This window comes from Micromonospora sp. WMMD987 (genome assembly GCF_029581435.1).
Lineage (GTDB): Bacteria > Actinomycetota > Actinomycetes > Mycobacteriales > Micromonosporaceae > Micromonospora > Micromonospora rifamycinica.
The window spans coordinates 5,380,067-5,399,962 of sequence record NZ_CP120861.1; the positions used below are offsets into that span (position 1 = coordinate 5,380,067).

At 73.8% G+C, this 19,896-nt stretch carries 15 protein-coding genes and 1 tRNA gene; 5 read left to right on the top strand and 11 right to left on the bottom strand.

Features of this window, described 5'->3' with window-relative positions:
• The first annotated feature begins 173 nt into the window (after positions 1–173).
• Complete coding sequence (locus O7612_RS22635) at positions 174–437, top strand: DUF3040 domain-containing protein (RefSeq protein ID WP_282267206.1); 264 nt, start codon at positions 174–176, stop codon at positions 435–437.
• Between the two features lie 147 nt (positions 438–584).
• Here O7612_RS22635 and O7612_RS22640 read toward each other — a convergent pair whose 3' ends face one another.
• From O7612_RS22640 to O7612_RS22650, 3 genes are all read right to left on the bottom strand, one after another.
• Positions 585–1,670 (bottom strand): SWIM zinc finger family protein, encoded by a 1,086-nt coding sequence (locus tag O7612_RS22640; protein WP_282267208.1) that lies wholly within the window; start codon positions 1,668–1,670, stop codon positions 585–587.
• A complete protein-coding gene (locus O7612_RS22645; protein WP_282274004.1) occupies positions 1,667–4,939 on the bottom strand; it encodes a DEAD/DEAH box helicase in 3,273 nt (1,090 codons plus the stop codon). Before O7612_RS22645 ends, O7612_RS22640 begins: the two co-directional genes overlap by 4 nt.
• A gap of 310 nt (positions 4,940–5,249) precedes the next feature.
• The gene (locus O7612_RS22650; protein WP_282267210.1) at positions 5,250–5,771 is read right to left on the bottom strand and encodes a DinB family protein; all 522 of its coding nucleotides are present in this window, start codon (positions 5,769–5,771) and stop codon (positions 5,250–5,252) included.
• A gap of 82 nt (positions 5,772–5,853) precedes the next feature.
• On the opposite strand from O7612_RS22650, the gene O7612_RS22655 reads away from it, so the two are divergent.
• Complete coding sequence (locus O7612_RS22655) at positions 5,854–6,051, top strand: hypothetical protein (RefSeq protein WP_282267212.1); 198 nt, start codon at positions 5,854–5,856, stop codon at positions 6,049–6,051.
• Between the two features lie 163 nt (positions 6,052–6,214).
• Here O7612_RS22655 and O7612_RS22660 read toward each other — a convergent pair whose 3' ends face one another.
• Complete coding sequence (locus tag O7612_RS22660; RefSeq protein ID WP_282267214.1) at positions 6,215–7,363, bottom strand: polysaccharide pyruvyl transferase family protein; 1,149 nt, start codon at positions 7,361–7,363, stop codon at positions 6,215–6,217.
• A 229-nt stretch (positions 7,364–7,592) separates the two neighbouring features.
• Here O7612_RS22660 and O7612_RS22665 point away from each other — a divergent pair, with 229 nt between their 5' ends.
• Positions 7,593–8,546, top strand: coding sequence for an aminoglycoside phosphotransferase family protein (locus O7612_RS22665; RefSeq protein WP_282267215.1), 954 nt, complete (start codon positions 7,593–7,595; stop codon positions 8,544–8,546).
• A 176-nt stretch (positions 8,547–8,722) separates the two neighbouring features.
• On the opposite strand, the gene O7612_RS22670 is transcribed toward O7612_RS22665, so the two are convergent.
• The 5 genes from O7612_RS22670 to O7612_RS22690 form a co-directional block, all read right to left on the bottom strand.
• A complete protein-coding gene (locus O7612_RS22670; protein WP_282267217.1) occupies positions 8,723–9,511 on the bottom strand; it encodes an alpha/beta fold hydrolase in 789 nt (262 codons plus the stop codon).
• 133 nt (positions 9,512–9,644) lie between these two features.
• Positions 9,645–9,719 (bottom strand) — tRNA-Val (locus O7612_RS22675).
• A gap of 83 nt (positions 9,720–9,802) precedes the next feature.
• Entirely contained in the window at positions 9,803–10,270 is a 468-nt protein-coding gene (locus O7612_RS22680) for a peroxiredoxin (protein ID WP_282267219.1), read from the bottom strand.
• A gap of 105 nt (positions 10,271–10,375) precedes the next feature.
• The gene (locus O7612_RS22685; protein WP_067315614.1) at positions 10,376–10,813 is read right to left on the bottom strand and encodes a DUF3052 domain-containing protein; all 438 of its coding nucleotides are present in this window, start codon (positions 10,811–10,813) and stop codon (positions 10,376–10,378) included.
• Between the two features lie 113 nt (positions 10,814–10,926).
• Positions 10,927–13,929, bottom strand: a complete 3,003-nt coding sequence (locus tag O7612_RS22690) for a thiamine pyrophosphate-dependent enzyme (RefSeq protein ID WP_282267220.1) — start codon at positions 13,927–13,929, stop codon at positions 10,927–10,929.
• A gap of 195 nt (positions 13,930–14,124) precedes the next feature.
• On the opposite strand from O7612_RS22690, the gene O7612_RS22695 reads away from it, so the two are divergent.
• Positions 14,125–15,789, top strand: coding sequence for an alkaline phosphatase D family protein (locus tag O7612_RS22695; RefSeq protein WP_282267221.1), 1,665 nt, complete (start codon positions 14,125–14,127; stop codon positions 15,787–15,789).
• A 147-nt stretch (positions 15,790–15,936) separates the two neighbouring features.
• Here the strand turns inward: O7612_RS22695 and O7612_RS22700 are convergent, their stop codons facing one another.
• On the bottom strand, positions 15,937–16,341 hold the full coding sequence (locus O7612_RS22700; protein WP_282267222.1) for a YjbQ family protein: 405 nt from the start codon (positions 16,339–16,341) through the stop codon (positions 15,937–15,939).
• 143 nt (positions 16,342–16,484) lie between these two features.
• On the opposite strand from O7612_RS22700, the gene aceE reads away from it, so the two are divergent.
• Positions 16,485–19,229 (top strand): pyruvate dehydrogenase (acetyl-transferring), homodimeric type, encoded by a 2,745-nt coding sequence (aceE, locus tag O7612_RS22705; protein WP_348774248.1) that lies wholly within the window; start codon positions 16,485–16,487, stop codon positions 19,227–19,229.
• A gap of 177 nt (positions 19,230–19,406) precedes the next feature.
• Here aceE and O7612_RS22710 read toward each other — a convergent pair whose 3' ends face one another.
• Entirely contained in the window at positions 19,407–19,853 is a 447-nt protein-coding gene (locus tag O7612_RS22710) for an SRPBCC family protein (protein ID WP_091238177.1), read from the bottom strand.
• Positions 19,854–19,896 lie beyond the last annotated feature (43 nt).

Below are 19,896 nucleotides of genomic sequence, written 5' to 3' on the forward strand. Positions count from 1 at the left end.
GTCCGGTTTCGGACGGCCCGTCCCGTCGAAACGGACAGTCGCCCCGCCGCAGCGGACAGCCCGTTCCGCCGCCGGTCCGGGGAGGCGAAAGTAGCAGCAGCAGGAGGGCGTGACCCGCTGCCGGAGCGGGTAAGCCGCCGAACCGCTGAAGCCGTGAGGGGAAGGCACCTGCCATGCTCAGCAAAGAGGATCAGCGCAGATTCGACCAGATCACCCGGCACCTCCGGGAGAGCGATCCGAGGTTCTTCGCCCGACTCGACCATCGGATTCGGGCCCGACGCGGACGCTTGCTGTTGCTGCTGACCGTCGCCCTGTGGGCGGCGCTGCCCGCGATGACCGTCCTGGCCGGGCGGACAGCGGGTGCCATGTGCCTGATGGTCCTGACGGCCAACACCGGCCTCATGTGGCACTTCCGGCACCGTTGGCGCTGGCGCTGACCCCGCCGTTTCCGGCAGCCTCCCTTACCGACCCACCGCCCGCACCGGGCCGAGGTCCGGTGCGGGCGCAGGTCCGGTGCGGGCGCAGGCCCGGTGCGGGCGCAGGCCCGGTGCGGGCGCAGGTCCGACGCTTGGTCGGGAGGCCGGTCAGCCGGGTTCGAGGGCCTGGTAGGCCCGGCGCAGGCGTTCCAGCAGGCCCGGACCGCCGATCGCCGGTGCGGGTGCGCCGAGCTGGCGCAGCAGCAGTTCCGGTCCGGTGGCCAGCACCGCCGGTCGGTCCGGCAACGGCACCGGCGGCAGCCAGAACCGGTCCACCGCCGCGCTCAGTGGCACGTCGGGCAGGTCGGCGAGCACCCGGGCCGCTCCGACCGGAGCAGCGTCCGGCCCGCCCGGGCCGGTCGCCGCCCGGTCCACCATCGACGGTACGGGGTCCGCCACCGACGATCCGCCCGATGACGTACCGGCGGGATCGGACGTACCGGCGGGGTCGAACGTACCGACAGCCCCGGCGGGATCGGACGATCCGACGGTCCCGGCGGGGTCGGACGGCCCGGCGGTCCCGGCCGGAGCCGGCAGTCCGGCGGCACCGGCGCGGAGCTTTCGGAGCCGGGCCAGCAGTTCGTCCCGGCTCCGGCCCCGCCAGTGCAGCAATGCGAACGGATCGGCGTCGAACGCCTCGGCGAGCAGGTAGAACGTCGCGGCGAGGTGCTTGCACGGCACCGCGAAGTCGGGGCAGCCGCAGTACTGGGTCAGCTCCCCCACCGAGGCGGGGAACAGGGGTGCCCCGGCGGCGGCGAACACCTCCTCCAGCTCGGCCGGCAGGTCACCGGCGAGCAGGCGGGCGCTGAAGAACGCCTGCCCGGCCAGCTCCCGCTCCACCCGCTCCCAGAGCGGGCCGGGGAAGGGTGGCAGGGTGATGACCACCGGGTACGGTGCGGGGCGGGAACCCTGCACGCTCGCCTCGACCCGCCCGGGCGACACCACCAGCCGGCGGACCTGACCACGACGGGCGTACGCCCGGCCCCGGGTGAGTCGGGTGCCGAGCGCGAACGACTCCAACACCTCCAGGAAGCGCCGGGACCACCAGGAGACCCCGATGGCTCCCCGGGTGCTGCGCGCCCGCAACCCGTCGTCGACCCGTAGCGGCGGGCCGAAGTCGGCGAACGTGCCACCCGCCCCGGGACCAGCCGGGCCGGGGCCGTCGGCGGGGGCTCCGGCCCGCCGGGCGGTCATTCGACCACCGCCCCGGCGTCCAGCGCGAACAGCTCCCGCAGCTGCCCGGTGGACAGCTCGGTGACCCACTGTTCGCCGCTGCCCACCACGGACGCGGCCAGGCTCCGCTTGTCGGCGATCATCGCGGCCACCCGTTCCTCCACCGTGCCGGCGCAGACGAACTTGCGGACCTGCACCCGTCGTCGCTGGCCGATCCGGAACGCCCGGTCGGTGGCCTGGTCCTCGACCGCCGGATTCCACCACCGGTCGACGTGCACCACGTGGTTGGCCGCGGTCAGGGTGAGCCCGGTGCCACCGGCCTTGAGGGAGAGCACGAACAGGGCCGGACCGTCCGGTGACTGGAACCGGGTGACCAGGTCGTCCCGGTCGGCCTTGCCGACCCCGCCGTGCAGGTAGAGCACCTCCCGACCGAAGCGGGCCGACAGGTGGCCGCGCAGCAGCGCGCCGAACTCGGCGTACTGGGTGAACAGCAGGGCCTTCTCGTCGGCCGCGAGCACCTCGTCGACGATCTCCTCCAACCGTTGCAGCTTGCCGGAGCGGCCGGCCAGCGGCGAGCCGTCCCGCAGCAGCTGGGCGGGGTGGTTGCAGACCTGTTTGAGCCGGGTCATGGTGGCCAGCACCAGGCCCCGGCGTTCCATCCCCGTGCTGGACTCGATCTTCGCCAGCATCTCGTCGACGACCGCCCGGTAGAGCGAGGCCTGCTCGGCGGTCAGGTTGCAGAGCACCTCCATCTCCAGTTTCTCGGGCAGGTCGGAGATGATCGAGGCGTCGGTCTTGAGGCGGCGCAGCACGAACGGACCGGTGATCCGACGTAGCCGGGCGGCGGTCTCGGCGTCGCCGTGCCGTTCGATCGGCACCGCGTACGACTGGCGGAAACTGCTCGCCGGGCCGAGCAGACCGGGATTGGCGAACTGCATGATCGACCAGAGGTCGGCCAGCCGGTTCTCGACCGGGGTGCCGGTGACCGCGACCCGGTGCCGGGCGGGCAACGACCGGATCGCCTCGGCCTGCCGGCTGGCCGCGTTCTTGATCGCCTGGGCCTCGTCGACCACCACCCGGTGCCAGCCGACCGAAGCCAGCGCGACGGCGTCCCGGGCGGCCACCGCGTAGGTGGTGAGCACCAGGTCGGCGGCGTGCACCGCGGTCTCGAACTCCGCGCCCCGCGCCCGGTCCGCGCCGTGGTGCACGTGGACGCGCAGTCCGGGGGTGAACCGGGCCGCCTCCCGCTGCCAGTTGCCGACCAGCGACATCGGACAGACCAGCAGGGTCGGTCCGGCGTCCGGTCGGTCCCCGGCGAGCAGGGCGAGCAGTTGCACGGTCTTGCCCAGGCCCATGTCGTCGGCGAGCACCCCGCCGAGCCCGAGCGACTGGAGGAAGGCGAGCCAGGCCAACCCGCGCCGCTGGTACGGCCGCAGGGTGCCCCGGAAGGCGGCCGGCGGGTCCAGCGGGGCGAGCCGCCGTTCGGCCTGCCCGGCCAGCAGGTCGCCGAGCGGGCCGTCGGCGGTCACCGCCAGCACCGGTAGCGCGTCCGGCCGGTCCGACCCGGCCAACCCCAGCTTGAGCAGGTCGGCGACGGTCAGTTCACCGGCGGAACGCAGCAACCGCAGGCCGGCGGCCAACCGCTTCGGGTCCAGCTCCACCCATCGGCCGCGCAACCGCACCAGCGGGGTCTTCAACGCGGCCAGTGCGGCCAGTTCGTCGGCGTCGATCGTCTCGTCCCCGAGCGCCACCTCCCAGCGGTAGTCGACCAGGGCGTCCAGCCCGAGCCCGGAGGCGGCGGCGACGGTGCCCGGGGCGGTCCGGCTGCGCGCCTGCAACCGGGTGCCGAGCCGCGCCGACGGCCGGTGCCACCAGGACGGCAACAGCACCCCGAAACCGGCGGCGTGCAGCACCGGTGCGCCGTCGCGCAGGAACCGGTGCGCCCCCTCGACGTCCAGTTCGAGCTGCTCCGGGGCGGGGGTACGCAGCGCCTCGTCCAGCTCCGGCCAGAGTCGCCCGGCCCGGCCCAGCTCGGCCAGCAGGGTCTCCTGCGGGTCGTCCCCCCGGCCGGCGAGCGCCGGCAGCCGCTCCGGTGTCCGCCAGACGTCCCCGGCGGCGACGTGCAGGCCCGGCTCGTCGGCGGCCTGGAGACCGAACTCGATCCGCCAGCGTCCCCCCTGACCGACGACGTCCGACGGGTCGGCCGGCACCACGGTCAGGGTGTCGACGATCTCGTCGTCGGCCGGCTCGACCAGCCGGAAACTGGCCCGGACCGGGCCGCCGACGGCATCGCGCTGCCAGGCGTCCAGCTCGGTGCGGAGGAGGGCCAGCGCGGTCGACCCGGCGGTGAACCGGCGGTGCGGGCCGGTGAGCGCCGCCAGCCAACCGGCGGTCACGTCGTCGCGCCGACCGCCCCCGACCAGGTCGGTGCCGCCCAGAGCCCGCCGGGCGGCGGCGTCGGTGAGCAGGTCCAGCGCGTCGGCCACCAGCTCACCGGCCCCGGTGCCCGGTGCGGCGGTCCGACCCGGCACCGCCCCGACCGCGGCGGAGCCGGACGGCACACCCGCCCGGCCCGGGCCGGAACGGGAGCGGACCGTGGACAGCGGGACGTCGCTGGCGGCCCGGACCGCCGGGGGCAGGGCGAGGGTCAGGGACCGGACCCAGGCGGCGTCCGCGCCGGTGAGCAGGGGCCGCCACACCGCCCACCCGACCGCCTCCCCGGCGGACCCCGACCGGCCGGTCGCCGCCGGTGACGGGGGTGCCTCCCCCGGGGCACGAGCAGAACGCCCCGACCGGCCGGTCGCCGCCGGTGACGGGGATGCCTCCCCCGGGGGACGGTCGGCCACCCCGGGCAGCAGCCGGCCCCGGGCCACCAGGTCGACCGCGAGATCGGCCACCCGGGCGAGGTGACGCAGGCCCGCCCCGACCACGGCGTCCAGCCCGTCGAGGTCACCCAGCAGGGCAAGTGCGTCGTCCGGGGCGTACCGGAGGGCGGGGGTCCGCCAACCGGCGAGGGTGACCGGGCCGTGGGCCGGTTCCCCGACGGCGGTCGGGACCAGCTCCGGGGAGTGCAACGGCGCCCCGGCCCGGGTGGGCAGGGTGAGCAGCACGGTGCCGGCCGGACGGTCGCCGAGCAGCGCGCCGAGCATGCCCGGTCCGGCGGCGAAGGGGTGGGGGCGCTCACGGGGTGCCCGGCCGGGGCGGCGCGGCACCTGCGTCGGCCGGGTGGAATCCTCCGCCCAGATCGCCAGACCGGCCCCGACCAGCCACGATCCGTGGACGACCAGCACTGTCTTCTCCCTCGTCGTCGACACCGGGGGCCAGGATAGGCGGCGGCGACCGGTCTCCGCCGCACACCGTGACGGACCGGCCCGGGGGTGATCGACGGCTCAGGGCGACGAACGGCTCGGGGCGGCCGGCGGCTCGGGGCGGCCGACGGCTCGGGGCGGCCGACGGCTCGGGGCGGTCGACGGTTCGGGGCGACCGACGGCTCAGGGCGGCCGACGGTTCGGGGCGACCGACGACCCGGGTGGCCGGCGGTTCGGGTGGGCAACCGGCTCCAGGTGGTCGGCCCGGTGCGTTCCGGAGCGGGGTGTCGGGTCAGATCGCGCCGGTGCTCCCGTCGGTCAGCTCGCGGAGGATGTCGGCGTGCCCGGCGTGCCGGGCGGTCTCCTCGATCATGTGCACCATGATCCAGCGCAGCGACACCTCACCGAGCTGCGGGTGGGCGACCACATGGTCCAGCGGGAACCGGGCGGCCAGCGCCCGGGAGCGGGCGCAGGCCTGCTCGTAGGCGTCGGCGAGCGCGTCGAGCGTCTCCCCCGGCGGCACGGTGAAGCTGGCCGCCGCGTCCTCCTCGGTGGTCGGGAAGACGTCACCGGGGGTCGGGTCGAGCAGGAACGGGAACCAGTTCCGTTCGACCAGGGTGAGGTGCCGCAGGAGGCCGGCCAGGGTGGTCGCCGACGGCACCAGTCGGCGGGACGCCTCGGCGTCGGTCAGCCCCCGCGCCTTGCGCAGCACCGCCGCGCGGTGGAAGTCGAGAAACGCGTCGAGCACGGCCCGTTCGTCCCCGGTCCGGGCGAGCACCGGGCCGAGCGTCGGGTCGATGTGAATCTCCGTCATCGCCGTACGATAGTCGCGCCCACCGGTGCCCGCTGTCCCGGCAAACCCTGCGGCCCGGCGGTCGGCTTGGCAGGATGGGCGCATGGCTTCGACGGTACGGATTCCCCTGGCGGACGGCCCGGCTGACGGTGAGACGGTCGACGTCGAGCTGGACAGCAACGAGCGTCCCCCGCTGACCCATCACCACCTCGGCCCGCAGGGGCTGGTCGACGCCCAGATCTACGAACTGGAGTCGGCGGGCGACCAGTGGCGCTACCGGTGGCGCGGCCCGGCGGTCTGACCCGCTGCGCTTGCGCCACCGGGCGCGTCCGCGCCGTCAGAGAGCCCGTCCGGGCCAGCGCACACCGGTCCCTTCCGCGCCGCCCACACCGGCTGGTGTTTCCGCGCCACCCAGACCGGCTGGTGTTTCCGCGCCGCCCACACCGGCTGGTGTTCCCGCGTCGTCAGACGGCCGTCCGGGCCAGCGAGCGGGAGCGCAGGCCCTCCAGCACGGCCCGGGTGACCTGCGAGGTACCCCGGGCCTGCTCGCACACCTCGGCGACCCGCTGGGCGGTGGCCTCGCGGCGGAAGTCCCGCTCGTCCCAGAGCCGGTCGACCTCTGCCAGCAGCGGACCCTCCACCTCGCGTTCCACCCCGCGCAGCGCCGGCACACCGAGCCGCTGGGCCAGGTCGAAGACCTTTCCCGCGTACGGCAGGGGCAGGAACGGGGTGCCGACCATCGCCGCGAAGATCAGGAAGTGCAGCCGCATCCCGACGGCCAGGTCGAAGTGCCTCATCAGTCCGAGCACCTGCCGGGGCGAGTAGTCACCGTGCAGGATCCGCCCCCGGTCGGCGGCCACCATGTGTGACAGCACCCCGTGCGAGTGCCGGATGTCGTCCCGCTCCATCGGGACGAAGAGCACGTGCGCGTCGATCCGCTGCACCAGGAAGTCGCCGATCTGGGCCAGCAACCGGTGGTACCCGTCGACGTCGAGCCGCTCGGCCGCCCGCCCCGGCTCACGGACGCTCAGCCCGACCAGGCGTCTGCCGGCGGGCACCCCCTCCTCGCGCAGCAACCGGGCCGGGAAGTCCTCCGGCTCCAGCAGGAACGCCGGGTCGGCGGTGACGGTGATCGGGTTGAGCAGTCCGGCCTCCTCCAGCACCATCCGGGACTCCTGGTCCCGGACGGTCACCTCGGTCGCCCCGGCCAGGGTCTCCCGGACCATGCCGGTGTCCACCCCGTCGTTGAGCGGCCCCACACCCACCGCGTACGTCAGCAGGGGCAGCCCCCGTTCCTGGGCGACCCGGACGACCCGCAGGTAGCGGCGGGCCTCCTTGTCGTACAGGATGCCGCCGCCGCCGAGGATGAGCAGGTCGAGCTGGCCGAGCACCTCGGCCGAGTCGACCCGGCTGACGCCCTCCCAGGGCACCGCCTCCACGTCCGGATGGGCCAGCGCGGTGTGCGCCGGATTGCGGGAGAACACGATGATCCGGGCGTTCGGCTCCTGCTCACGCAGGTCGGCGAGGAGCCCGGTGAGGATCGCCTCGTCACCCAGGTTCCGACCGCCGTACGAGCCGAGCACACCGATGGTCAAGCCGGTGGGACCTCTCATCCGTCACTCCTCCCCAGAACCGTCCCGCCCGCATTCCCTCCCAACCCCGACCCATGCCCACCCGACCCCCACTCCCCCGCCCGGCGCTCCGGCCCGGTGATCGAGAGGTTCACGTCACGCTGCTCAGTGTCCGGGGCGTAAACCTCTTTGTGCGCGTGCTGCCCCGGGGGGAGGGAGGGGCGGGGGTAATCCGTTTGTCTGGTTTCCCGGGGGCGGTCATGGTGGGGGGATGGATGGCACGGGCGGGGGCAGGATCGGGTGGGCCGAGTTGCCCGGGTCGGTCCGGCTGGCGGTGGAGCAGATCATCGGCGACCGGGTGGTCGAGGCGCGTTCCCAACCCGGCGGGTACTCCCCCGGCACCGCCGACCGGGTGAGAACGGCCGGCGGGCGGCGCGCGTTCGTCAAGGCGGTCAGTCCGGCGTTGAACCCGCAAACGCCCCGGATGCACCGGGCCGAGGCCCGGCACACCGCCGCGTTGCCCGGGTCCGCGCCGACGCCCCGGCTGCTCGGCTGGCACGACGACGGCGAGTGGGTGGCGTTGGTGCTCACCGACGTGGACGGCCGGCACCCGCACACGCCCTGGCGGGCCGCCGAACTCGACGCGGTGCTCCGCGCGCTGGACACCCTGGCCGGCGCGCTCACCCCGAACCCGGTGTCGGACGTACCCACCGCCGCCGAGCGGCTGGCCCACGACTTCGCCGGCTGGCGGCGGATCGCCGCCGACCCACCGCCCCGACTCGACCCGTGGGCCGCCGCGCACCTGGCCGAACTGTGCGCGGCAGCCGACCGGGGACTGGCCGCGCTGACCGGCGACACCCTGTGTCACCTCGATGTCCGGGCCGACAACCTGCTGATCGGCCCGGACGGGTCGGTCACCGTGGTGGACTGGCCGTGGGCCTGCCGGGGTCCGGCCTGGTTGGACAGCGCACTGCTGCTGGTCAACGTGCGGCTGCACGGTGGGCACGACACCGAGGCCCTGGTACGCGGGCTGCCGCTCACCGCCGACGTCGACCCTGCCGTGCTGACCGGCTTCTATGCGGGACTGGCCGGCTTCTTCACCGACAGTGCCCGCCAGCCGCCCCCGCCGGGCATCCCCACCGTCCGCCGCTTCCAACAGGCCCAGGCGGACGCCCTCCTCCCCTGGCTCGCCCACCGCCTGGCATCCCCACCGCCACCCCGGTGACCGACCCACCCCTACCCCTCACCGTGGCCCTCGCCGACACCCCGGTGATCCAGAGATTCGCGTCAACCACCACCGTCAGGTTGACGCGAACCTCGAGCACGCCGAAGGGGTGGGGCTCGGCGACCCGGTCCTTGAGCAGGTAACCGACCCTCTTGAGCACGCCCGAAGGGGTGGGGTCAGTGGAGTTGGTGGGTCAGGAAGGGGAGGACCAGGTGGGGGAGGAGGGGGGTGGTGGGGATCTCCTGGTGGGTCTGGCCGGGGAGGACCGCCAGACGGGAGAGGGAGCGGGTGGTGCCGTCCCCGCCCGGGGCACGGTGGCCGCCGCCGAGCAGCCGGTAGAACTCGGCCATGTGGGCGACCCGGATCGCGTCGGCGTCGGCGAAGACCAGCAGGACCGGCACGGCGAGGGCGGCCACCTCCGGCGACCAGTCGTACTCGCGGCGCAGCAGGGCACCGGTCTTGGCCCACAGCGTCGGCCAGTCCTGCGGCCGGGGGGCGATCCGTTCGTAGAGCTGGTGCGGGGGCGTGCCGCGCATCTGCTCACCGGTCCGCTCGTCCTGGTCGGCCATCGCGGCCAGCACCTCGGGGTACCAGCCCTGCCGCTTACACGGGGTGGAGACCAGCACCAGTCGGCGCACCAGGTCCGGATGCTGGATCGCGGTACGCAGCGCCACCCCGCCGCCGAGGGAGTAGCCCAGCACCTCCGCCCCGGGCAGGTCGAGGTGCCGCAGCAGCGCGGCGACGTCGTCGGCCATCGACTCGTAGCGCAGCGGCCGGTCCACGTCGGCGGTCCGGCCGTGGCCCTGGAGGTCCACCGCGATCACCCGGCGACGCTGTGCCAACGCCGGCAGGACCGGGGCGAACATCTCCACCGCGCCGTACCCGCCGTGCAGCAGCACCAGCGGTGGGCCGTCGCCGTGCTCCTCGTACCAGAGCCGCAGCCCGTTGACGTCCGCGTAGCTCACCGGCGTCTCCCCCGACCTGCTCCGACGGGCCGGCAGGGGACGCCCCGACGGTGCCCCCCGGACCTCCGGCGGCAACGGCGGCGCTGCTCCCGGCGGCCGATGGTGGCCTCCGGATCCGGTGCCGATGATGTGGTGGTGGGCGCGGCAGGTTTCGAACCTGCGACCCCTCGCTTGTAAGGCGAGTGCTCTCCCACTGAGCTACGCGCCCGGAACGCCCGTACGAGCGGGCCGGAGGCTGGCAAGCCTACCTGCCGGCCCCCGACCCGTCGCAACGGTGTGCCCGGTGACCGGTCAGGCGGCGACCGTGTCGGCGAGGGCCTTGCGCCAGCCCTGCTGGTCACGCGCCTCACCCGGCATGTTCATCTCGGCGAACCGGACGACGCCGGTCTTGTCGATGACGAAGGTGCCCCGGTTGGCGATGCCGGCGAGGTCGTTGAAGACGCCGTACGCCTGGGCGACCGCCCCGTGTGGCCAGAAGTCGGACAGCAGCGGGAACTGGTAGCCCTCCTTCTCGGCCCAGATCTTGTGGGCGTAGACCGAGTCGACGCTGACGGTGAGCACCTGCACGTCGTCGTTGACGTAGTCGTTGAGGTTGTCCCGCACCTCGCACAGTTCACCCTGGCAGATGCCGGTGAAGGCGAGCGGGTAGAAGACCAGCAGCACGGTGCGGTCGCCCCGGTAGTCCGAGAGCCGTACCTCCTGGTTGTTCTGGTCCTTCAGCAGGAAGTCGGGTGCCTCGGCACCAACCTCGATCGGCATGCGAACTCCTCGGGTCGAGTCTGGGGATGGTTTCAGCCTCCCACGCCCGGCGGTGGTCCCCGCCGGTGCGGGACTGCTCAGTGGGCCGCGGCCCGGTGGGGCACCCTACTTCCGGCCCTTGGACCCGCGGCGCAGCACCAGCCGGGCGCCGCTCCAGTCCTTGCCGGCGTTGAGGGTCGAGGTCTGCTGGAGGCCGGCGGTCTGCGCCGACTCGGCCACCTCGCTCGGCTCGACGTGGCCGTCGCGGCCGGCCTTCGGCGTCAACAGCCACACGACTCCCGCGTCGGCCAGCGGGCCGAGGGCGTCGACGAGGAGCTCAAAGAGGTCACCGTCGCCGTCGCGGTACCAGACGAGCACCGCGTCGACCACCTCGTCGGTGTCCTCGTCGACCAGTTCTCCACAGCGGTCGGTCAGGGCGTCCCGGAGATCCTGGTCGACGTCCTCGTCGTACCCCATCTCCATGACGACCATCCCCGGTTCGATCCCGAACCGGTCCGCCAGGAGACGAACCCCGTCGGCGGCCTGACCAGCGGTCGCGCTCACTGTCGCGTGCCTCCTCATCTCGTCCCTGCCCGGTGGCGTCGCGGCGACGCCGTCAGGCAGAGTCCACACAGTTGTGGTCCGTCGCGCAAGTGGCGCACCGGGTGGAACGGAATTTACCGTGCCAGCAGCGTACGGGCACCCTGGGTAATGGCATCCTCGGAGACCAGCACGTGGCGGGCAGCCGGACCTAATGGTACAAACGAGTCGACTGCCGCCACCCGCCGCGCCGCCCCCACGTAACCGGCGTCGACCAGCGTGGCGAGGATCCCCTCACCCACCCCGCCGGATCGCCGCGTCTCGTCGACCACCAGCACCCGGCCCGTGGCGGACGCCTCCCGGATCAGGTCGGCCACCGGCAGCGGGGCCAACCACCGCAGGTCCACCACCCGGCTGCCGATCCCCTCGTCGGCCAGCGTCGACGCCGCCCGCAACGACATCCGTACCCCGTTACCGAAGGTGACGATGGTGATGTCCTCGGCCGAGCCGACGCCGTACACCCTGGCCCGCCCGATCGGCACGTGACCGGCCGCCCAGGCGCCCGGTTCGGCGTACGACCCCATCCACTCACCGTCACCCGGCTCGTACAGGTCCCGGGTGTGGTAGAGCGCGATCGGCTCCAGGAACACCGAGACCGTGCCGTCCACCACGGCGGCGGCCAGGCAGGTCCGCAGCAGCGGTGCGGCGTCGTCGGGCCGCGCCGGCACCGCGACCACCAGACCCGGCACGTCCCGCAGTACGGCCACCGAGTTGTCGTTGTGGAAGTGCCCGCCGAACCCCTCCTGGTACGCCAGTCCCGGCACCCGCACCACCATCGGGTTGCGGAACGCCCCCTGCGAGAAGAACTGCATGGTGGCCGCCTCGCCCCGCAACTGGTCCTCCGCGTTGTGCAGGTACGCCAGGTACTGGATCTCCGGCACCGGCAGCATCCCGGCCAGCCCCGCGCCGAGTCCCAGCCCCAGCACCGACGTCTCGTCGAGCAGGGTGTCGAAGACCCGGGCCGCGCCGAACCTCTCCCGCAGCCCCTTGGTCACCCCGTACACCCCGCCCTTGGCGGCGACGTCCTCCCCGAAGACGGCCAGCTCGGGGTGGCTGAGCATCCCGTCGGCGAGCGCGGCGTTGATGCTCTGCGCCAGGGTCAGCGGCCCGGCCAGCTCCGGGGGCTTGCCCCCGAACGCCTCCGTCCGGTCGGCCGCGTCCGGCCCGGCGGCCCGTTGCGCCGCCCGCGCCACGACGGTGGCGACCCGCAGCGGCCGGCGGGGCGACAGCGGGGCCACCACCTCGGCCGGGGTGGCCAGCTTCGGCTCGTCGAGCACCTCCTCGGCGGTACGGCGTACCTGCCAGCCCCGCTCGTCGTAGCGGGCCAGCAGCTCCTCACCGGTGGCCACCCCCGCCTCGACGAGCAGCCGGGCGGTGGCCAGCACCGGGTCGCGCGCCTCGTCGGCGGCGATCTCGGCGGTGCTGCGGTACGCCCGCTCGGCGTCCGCACCGGCATGCCCCAGCAGCCGCACCGTCCGCAGGTGCAGCACCGCCGGACGACGGTGCCGCCGCACCCAGCCGGCGGCCTCGGCGGCCACCGCGTACGCGGCCACCGGGTCGGTGCCGTCGACGGTGAAGTAGCGCACCCCCGGTCGGGCACGCAGGGTGCGTTCCACCCAGCCGTCGGGCGACCGGACGCTGATGCCGAGGCCGTTGTCCTCGCAGACGAAGAGCACCGGGATCCGCAGGCCGGTGTGGTCGTACCAGCCGGCGGTGTTGAACGCGGCGGTGGCGCTGGCGTGGTTGACCGAGGCGTCGCCGAACGAGCAGACCACGATGGCGTCCCGGGGCCACGGCGAGCGTGGCGGACCGGCGGGATCGTCGCGCCGGCCGGCGGTGTCGATCCGGCGCAGGCGTTCCACGGCCAGCCCCAGCCCGACCGCCCGGGGCAGGTGCGAGGCGATGGTGGAGGTGGTCGGCACCACGGCCAGGTCGGCCCGGCCGAAGACCTTGTGCCGGCCGCCGGCGATCGGATCCCGGGCCGAGGCGACCATGCCGCTCAGCACGTCCCGGGCCGCTTCGGCGTACGCCTCCTCCCACGCGTCCCGGTCCCCCGGTGGCCGCTCGTCCAGGCCGGTCGCCCGTGCCGGGACCGGCCCGTCAGCCGGTGCCGACGGCACCCCGGCCACCGTCAGCCGCTCGGCGGCACCGGCCGGAGTGACCTGCCCGGGGTCGGTGGGGGCGGGGTCCGCCCCGGCGGGGTCCGCCCCGGCGGGCACCGGGCCGGCGGGCACCGGGCCGGCAGCGGCGGGGGTGGGCTGGTGGCGGGGTACCGGTTCGGCGGTGCCGTCGGTACCCACCCGGTAGGTGACCGGACCGGCCAGGGGCGGCGGCCCGGCCTCGTCGCCGGGGGCGCCCGGCACGTCGGCCGGCGTGACACGCGGGTCGCCGGGGACGGCGGGCTCCCGGTCGGCTCCCGGCGGCGGGGTGCCGCCGTCGCCGGTGGTGCCGCCGTCGCGGGCGGGCGCGGGTCCGGCCGACACCGCGCCGTCGGAGGCCTGACCGGCCGCCGCGCCGTCGGAGAGTTGCCCGTCCGTCGCGCCGTCGGACGGGAGTCCCGTCGCCGCGGTGCCGTCGGACGGGAGTCCCGCCGGACCGGCGGAGGGGTGCCCGGTCGCCGCCGGACCGGCGGAGGGGTGCCCGGTCGCCGCCGGACCGGCGGAGGGGTGCCCGGTCGCCGCCGGACCGGCGTCGGTGTCCCGGTCCGGGTCGCCGTCGGCCGGGGTTCCCCCATCGGGGAAGCTCCCGGCCGCCTGGGCGGCGCGCAGGCAGTAGAACGCTCCGGAGCGGTAGTGCAGCAGGGCGGGATCGGTGGGCCGCAGGGCGGCGGCGACCGCCGCGTTGGCCTCGTGCCCGGCCGAGCCGATGGTGTAGAAGCCCTCGTCGAAGCTCCGCAGCCAGCGGCCGGCCAGGTCGAGCTGACGGCTGGTCACCTGCGCGTCGAAGAGGGCGAGCAGCTGTCGCCCGGTCAGCGCCGCACCGGGGCGTACCGGTTGCGCCGGGTCGCACCGCCGCTCGGGCTCGGGCAGCGCGCCCAGGGTCTCCCGGAACCGGTCGTCGAGATCTTGCGGGGTGGTCACGCGATCAGCATTACCGACGGAGGCCACGGTCGCCCACTCAGACACGACCGACCGGGGTGACTCGGTCCGCGTACCCCCGCCGCCGGCCGCTGTTCGGCTGCCGGAGACGACGACGGCCTCCGACGGCCACCTGACGGTCACCGTGGGTCGCGACGCTGCCGGGGTCAGGAACGAAGCGGACCCTGGGAGGTTCCCGTGGCACTGTCCCGACGTACCGTCCTGCTCTCCGGTGCGGCCCTCGGCGCGGCCGGTGCGACCGCCGGCCTGCCGACACCCGCCGACGCCGGTGGACGCCCGGCCCGCCCGGTGGGCACCGCCAGCCACCGGCCGCTGGTCTGGCCGTTCACCCTGGGGGTGGCCTCCGGCGACCCCGACCACCAGGGGATGGTGCTGTGGACCCGGCTGGCTCCGCGACCGCTGGCCGAGGACGGGTTGGGCGGCATGCCCGCCCGGTCGGTCGAGGTGCAGTGGGAGGTGGCCGCCGACGAGCTGTTCCGGCACGTCGTCCAGCGGGGTACGCAGACCGCGCGGCCCGAGTCGGCGCACAGCGTGCACGTCGAGCTGACCGGGTTGCTGCCGGGACGGGAGTACTTCTACCGGTTCCGGGCCGAGGGCCACCTCTCCCCGACCGCGCGGACCCGTACCGCGCCCGATCCGGCCGCCCTGCCCGCCGCGCTGGCCATGGGCTTCGTCTCCTGCTCCCACTACGAGCAGGGGTACTTCACCGCGTACCGGCGGTTGGCCGAGAGCGCGCCGGAGCTGATCCTGCACCTCGGCGACTATCAGTACGAGTACGCCCGGGAGTACGGCCCCGACCGGCCACGCGGGCACGAGGGGCCGGAGACCCGGACGCTGGCCGACTACCGGCAGCGGCACGCCCAGTACAAGACCGACCCGGATCTCCAGGCGGCGCACGCGGTGGCCCCCTGGGCGGTGGTCTTCGACGACCACGAGGTGGAGAACAACTGGGCCGGCGCGGTGCCGGAGGAGCCGGATCCGGACTTCCTGGCCCGCCGGGCCGCCGCCTTCCAGGCGTACCACGAGAACATGCCGTTGCGGCGGACCTCGGTGCCGCGCGGTCCGGACATCGCGCTGTACCGGCGGCTGCGCTGGGGTCGGCTGGCCACCTTCCACCTGCTCGACACCCGGCAGTACCGGGACGACCAGGCGTGCGGGGACGGCTACCGGGACTGCCCGGCGGCGGCCGACCCGGGCCGCACCCTCACCGGGTCCGCGCAGGAGGCGTGGCTGCTGGACGGGTTCCGCCGGTCCGACTCCCGCTGGGACCTCCTCGCCCAGCAGGTGTTCTTCGCCGCCCGGGACCGCGACCCCGGGCCGACCAGGTTGACCAGCATGGACGCCTGGGACGGCTACCTGGCCTCCCGGGACCGGATCACCCGGGGCTGGGTGGCGGCCGGGGTGCGCAACCCGGTGGTGCTCACCGGCGACGTGCACGCGCACTGGGCCGCCGACCTGAAGCTGGACTACACCGACCCGGGGGCGCGGACGGTCGGCACCGAGCTGGTCTGTTCGTCGGTCACCTCGGGCGGGGACGGGTTCGACTCGGCCAGCGGCTCGCACCCCTGGCTGCGCACCAACCCGCACCTGCGGTTCCAGAACGACCTGCGCGGCTTCGTCCGGACCACGATCACCCCGGCCCAGCTCAGCGCGGACTTCATGGTGCTGCCGTACGTGAGCCGGCCGGGCGCCCCGGCGTACCCCCGGGCGTCGTTCGTGGTCGAGGACCGGGTGCCCGGCCTGCACCAGACGGACGACCGGCCGCCGACCGCGGCCCGCGCGCTGCCGCCGGGGGTGGACCGGGACCGGTACACCGTCGAGACGGAGACCGGGCTGCGCTGAGCGCCCCGACCGGGTCAGCCGGGGGGTGCGCCCCGACCGGGTCAGCCCGGGGATGCAGTCCGGCCGGGTCAGCCGGAGGGTGCGGCCCGGCCGGGTCAGCCGGGGGCGCGGCCCGGCCCGGTGGACCAGGGAGGCGGTCCGGCCGGGTCAGCCGGGGAGGAAGGAGAAGCGGACCTGGCGGGTCGGGTTGTCGCCGTTCGGGTCGACCAGGCAGACCGACTGCCAGGTGCCGAGCTGGAGCCGGCCGCCGAGCACCGGCAGCGTGGCGTACGGCGGGACGAAGGCGGGCAGCACGTGGTCCCGGCCGTGGCCGGGTGAGCCGTGCCGGTGCCGCCAGCGGTCGTCGGTGGGCAGCAGGTCGTCGAGCGCCCGCAGCAGGTCGTCGTCGGAGCCGGCGCCGGTCTCGATGATCGCCACCCCGGCGGTGGCGTGCGGCACGAAGACGTGCAGCAGCCCGTCGCCCTGCCCCGAGACGAACCGCTCGGCCTCGGTCGTGATGTCGGCGACGGTGGGACGGGAGCCGGTCCGGACGGTGATCACCTCACTGCGCATGGGCGCATTCTGCCGCACCGTGAAGTTACCGGCCGGTACCTGTGTTCAGCGTCGCCTCTGGGGGAGCAAGACGTGACGACGGGTGCCACCAGAGGGCAGGATGGCGCTAGAGACCTATCCCACACACAACCGAGGGAACGCCTGTGGCTACGGAACGCAAGCGCCCGGTGATCACCGCTGGTCTGCCGAGCCAGCTTCCGGACATCGACCCTGAAGAGACCGGCGAATGGGTCGAGTCGCTCGACGGTGTCATCGACGAGCGCGGAACCAAACGCGCCCGGTACGTCATGCTGAGCCTGCTGGAGCGGGCCCGTGAGCGGCAGGTTGGGGTTCCGTCCCTGACCACCACCGACTACATCAACACCATCGCCCCGGAGCAGGAACCCTGGTTCCCGGGTGACGAGCACATCGAGCGGCGGATCCGGGCGTACGTGCGGTGGAACGCGGCGATGCTGGTGCACCGGGCGCAGCGGCCGGAGATCGGCGTCGGCGGGCACATCTCCACCTTCGCCAGCTCCGCCTCCCTCTACGAGGTGGGCTTCAACCACTTCTTCCGGGGCAAGAACCACCCGGGTGGCGGCGACCACATCTTCTACCAGGGTCACGCCTCCCCCGGCATGTACGGGCGGGCGTTCCTGGAGGGCCGGCTCTCCGAGAACCAGCTCGACGGGTTCCGGCAGGAGCTGTCCCACCCGGGCGGCGGGCTGCCGTCGTACCCGCACCCGCGGCTGATGCCGGACTTCTGGGAGTTCCCCACGGTCTCCATGGGTCTGGGTCCGATGAACGCGATCTACCAGGCCCGGTTCAACCGCTACCTCCAGCACCGGGGCATCAAGGACACCTCCCAGCAGCACGTCTGGGCGTTCCTCGGCGACGGCGAGATGGACGAGGTGGAGTCGCTCGGCGCGATCGGCGTGGCCGCCCGCGAGGAGCTGGACAACCTCACCTTCGTGATCAACTGCAACCTCCAGCGGCTGGACGGCCCGGTCCGCGGCAACGGCAAGGTGATGCAGGAGCTGGAGGCGTTCTTCCGGGGCGCCGGCTGGAACGTGATCAAGGTGGTCTGGGGCCGGGAGTGGGATCCGCTGCTCGCCGCGGACACCGACGGCGCGCTGGTCAACCTGATGAACACCACCCCCGACGGCGACTACCAGACCTACAAGGCGGAGTCCGGGGCGTACGTCCGGGAGCACTTCTTCGGCCGGGACCAGCGGACCCGCAAGATGGTCGAGCACCTGTCCGACGACGAGATCTGGAACCTCAAGCGGGGCGGGCACGACTACCGCAAGCTCTACGCGGCCTACAAGGCGGCCACCGAGCACACCGGGCAGCCGACCGTCATCCTGGCCAAGACCATCAAGGGCTGGACGCTGGGCTCGCACTTCGAGGGCCGCAACGCCACGCACCAGATGAAGAAGCTGACGCTGGACGACCTGAAGCTGTTCCGCGACCGGCTCTACCTGGACATCCCGGACAAGGCGCTGGAGGAGAACCCGTACCTCCCGCCGTACTACACCCCGGGCGAGTCCTCGGACGAGCTGGCGTACCTGCGGGAGCGGCGGGAGCAGCTCGGCGGTTACCTGCCGTCCCGGCGGACCAGCCACAAGAAGCTGGCCATTCCGGGGTCGGAGCGGTTCGCCGACGTCAAGCGCGGCTCGGGCAAGCAGAAGGTGGCCACCACGATGGCCTTCGTCCGCCTGCTCAAGGACATCATGAAGGACAAGGAGTTCGGCAAGCGCTGGGTGCCGATCATCCCGGACGAGGCCCGCACCTTCGGCCTGGACTCGATCTTCCCGACCGCGAAGATCTACTCGCCGCACGGCCAGCGGTACACCTCGGTCGACCGGGACCTGTTCCTGTCGTACAAGGAGTCGACCACCGGGCAGATCCTGCACGAGGGGATCAACGAGGCCGGTTCGGTCGCCTCGTTCACCGCCGCCGGCACCTCGTACGCCACCCACGACGAGCCGATGATCCCGATGTACATCTTCTACTCGATGTTCGGGTTCCAGCGCACCGGTGACGGCTTCTGGGCGGCGGCCGACCAGATGGCCCGCGGCTTCGTCCTCGGCGCGACCGCCGGCCGTACCACGCTCAACGGCGAGGGCCTCCAGCACGAGGACGGCCACTCGCTGCTGCTGGCCGCGACCAACCCGGCGGTGGTCGCCTACGACGCGGCGTTCGGGTTCGAGCTGGCGCACATCGTGGAGCGCGGCCTGCACCGGATGTACGGCGAGGAGCAGGAGAACATCTTCTACTACCTCACCGTCTACAACGAGCCGATCCACCAGCCGGTGGAGCCGTCCGAGCTGGACGTCGAGGGGCTGCTCCGGGGCATCTACCGGTACGCCGGGGCTCCGCAGATCGACGGGGACGCGCCGAAGGCGAACATCCTGGCCTCCGGCACCGGCATGCAGTGGGCGCTCAAGGCCCAGCAGCTGCTCGCCCAGGACTGGGGGGTGGCCGCCGACGTCTGGTCGGTGACCTCCTGGACCGAGCTGCGCCGCGACGCGGTGCTCTGTGAGGAGCACAACCTGCTCAACCCGGGGGCGGAACAGCGGGTGCCGTACATCCAGGAGAAGCTGGCCGACGCCGACGGGCCGAAGGTCGCGGTCAGCGACTGGATGCGCGCGGTACCGGACCTGATCTCCCGCTGGGTACCGGGCGACTACACCTCGCTCGGCACCGACGGTTTCGGCATGTCGGACACCCGGCACGCACTGCGCCGGCACTTCCACGTCGACGCCGAGTCGGTGGCGGTCGCGACGTTGCGGCAGCTCGCCCTGCGCGGCGCGGTGCCGGCCACCGTACCGGCCGAGGCGGCCAAGAAGTACGCCATCGACGACGTCAACTCCGCCCCGGTCGGCGAGACCGGCGGCGACAGCTAGTTCCCCGGGTACGACGAGGGGCCCGGCGCGGTCGCGCCGGGCCCCTTCGTGTCCCCCACCCCTGCATGATCGTGCTCGAACCTGGTTGTAGGGGCATCCCGAAACTCCGAGGCCACTACAACCACGTTCGAGCGTGATCTTGACCGTGTCCGCAGGTGGTGCCGACGGAGTGTCGGGTCAGCCCACGGCGGCCAGGTCGGTCAGGCGGGCCAGTGAGTCCTCGAGGTCGGCACCGACCCGGCGCAGTCCGAGGCGCAGCAGGGCACCCTTGACCGGGCCGGCCGGCCAGCGGACCACGATCAGCCGGACGATCGTGCCGCCCTCCTCCTCGTCGGCGGTGAGCTGCACGTAGATCTCGGTGCGGGCCTCGGCGCGGGCGCCGGCCCCCCGGGCGCGTTCCCGCCAACCGATCAGGGTGGGCTCCTGGTAGGCGATCACCTCGGCCTCGTGCGCCGAGCCGCGCCCGGCCTGGACGAGTTGCCGGCGGCCGAAGCCCTCCCCCGAGAGCACCTCGGCGGCCCGGACCCCGGCCAGCCAGGCGGGCAACTGCTCGGCCCGCTGGACCACTTCCCAGACCGCTTCCACCGGTGCCGTCACGTGCGCACTGCGTTCGACGAGGATCATTCTGTTCTTCCCCCACTGAGGACAACCGCGATATTACGCACTC

Excerpts from the sequence above, each read along its gene's own strand:
- O7612_RS22635 (WP_282267206.1), top strand. The coding sequence starts at position 174 with ATGCTCAGCAAAGAGGATCAGCGCAGATTCGACCAGATCACCCGGCAC.
- O7612_RS22640 (WP_282267208.1), bottom strand. The coding sequence starts at position 1,670 with ATGACCGCCCGGCGGGCCGGAGCCCCCGCCGACGGCCCCGGCCCGGCT.
- O7612_RS22650 (WP_282267210.1), bottom strand. The coding sequence starts at position 5,771 with ATGACGGAGATTCACATCGACCCGACGCTCGGCCCGGTGCTCGCCCGG.
- O7612_RS22655 (WP_282267212.1), top strand. The coding sequence starts at position 5,854 with ATGGCTTCGACGGTACGGATTCCCCTGGCGGACGGCCCGGCTGACGGT.
- O7612_RS22660 (WP_282267214.1), bottom strand. The coding sequence starts at position 7,363 with ATGAGAGGTCCCACCGGCTTGACCATCGGTGTGCTCGGCTCGTACGGC.
- O7612_RS22665 (WP_282267215.1), top strand. The coding sequence starts at position 7,593 with ATGGATGGCACGGGCGGGGGCAGGATCGGGTGGGCCGAGTTGCCCGGG.
- O7612_RS22680 (WP_282267219.1), bottom strand. The coding sequence starts at position 10,270 with ATGCCGATCGAGGTTGGTGCCGAGGCACCCGACTTCCTGCTGAAGGAC.
- O7612_RS22700 (WP_282267222.1), bottom strand. The coding sequence starts at position 16,341 with ATGCGCAGTGAGGTGATCACCGTCCGGACCGGCTCCCGTCCCACCGTC.
- O7612_RS22710 (WP_091238177.1), bottom strand. The coding sequence starts at position 19,853 with ATGATCCTCGTCGAACGCAGTGCGCACGTGACGGCACCGGTGGAAGCG.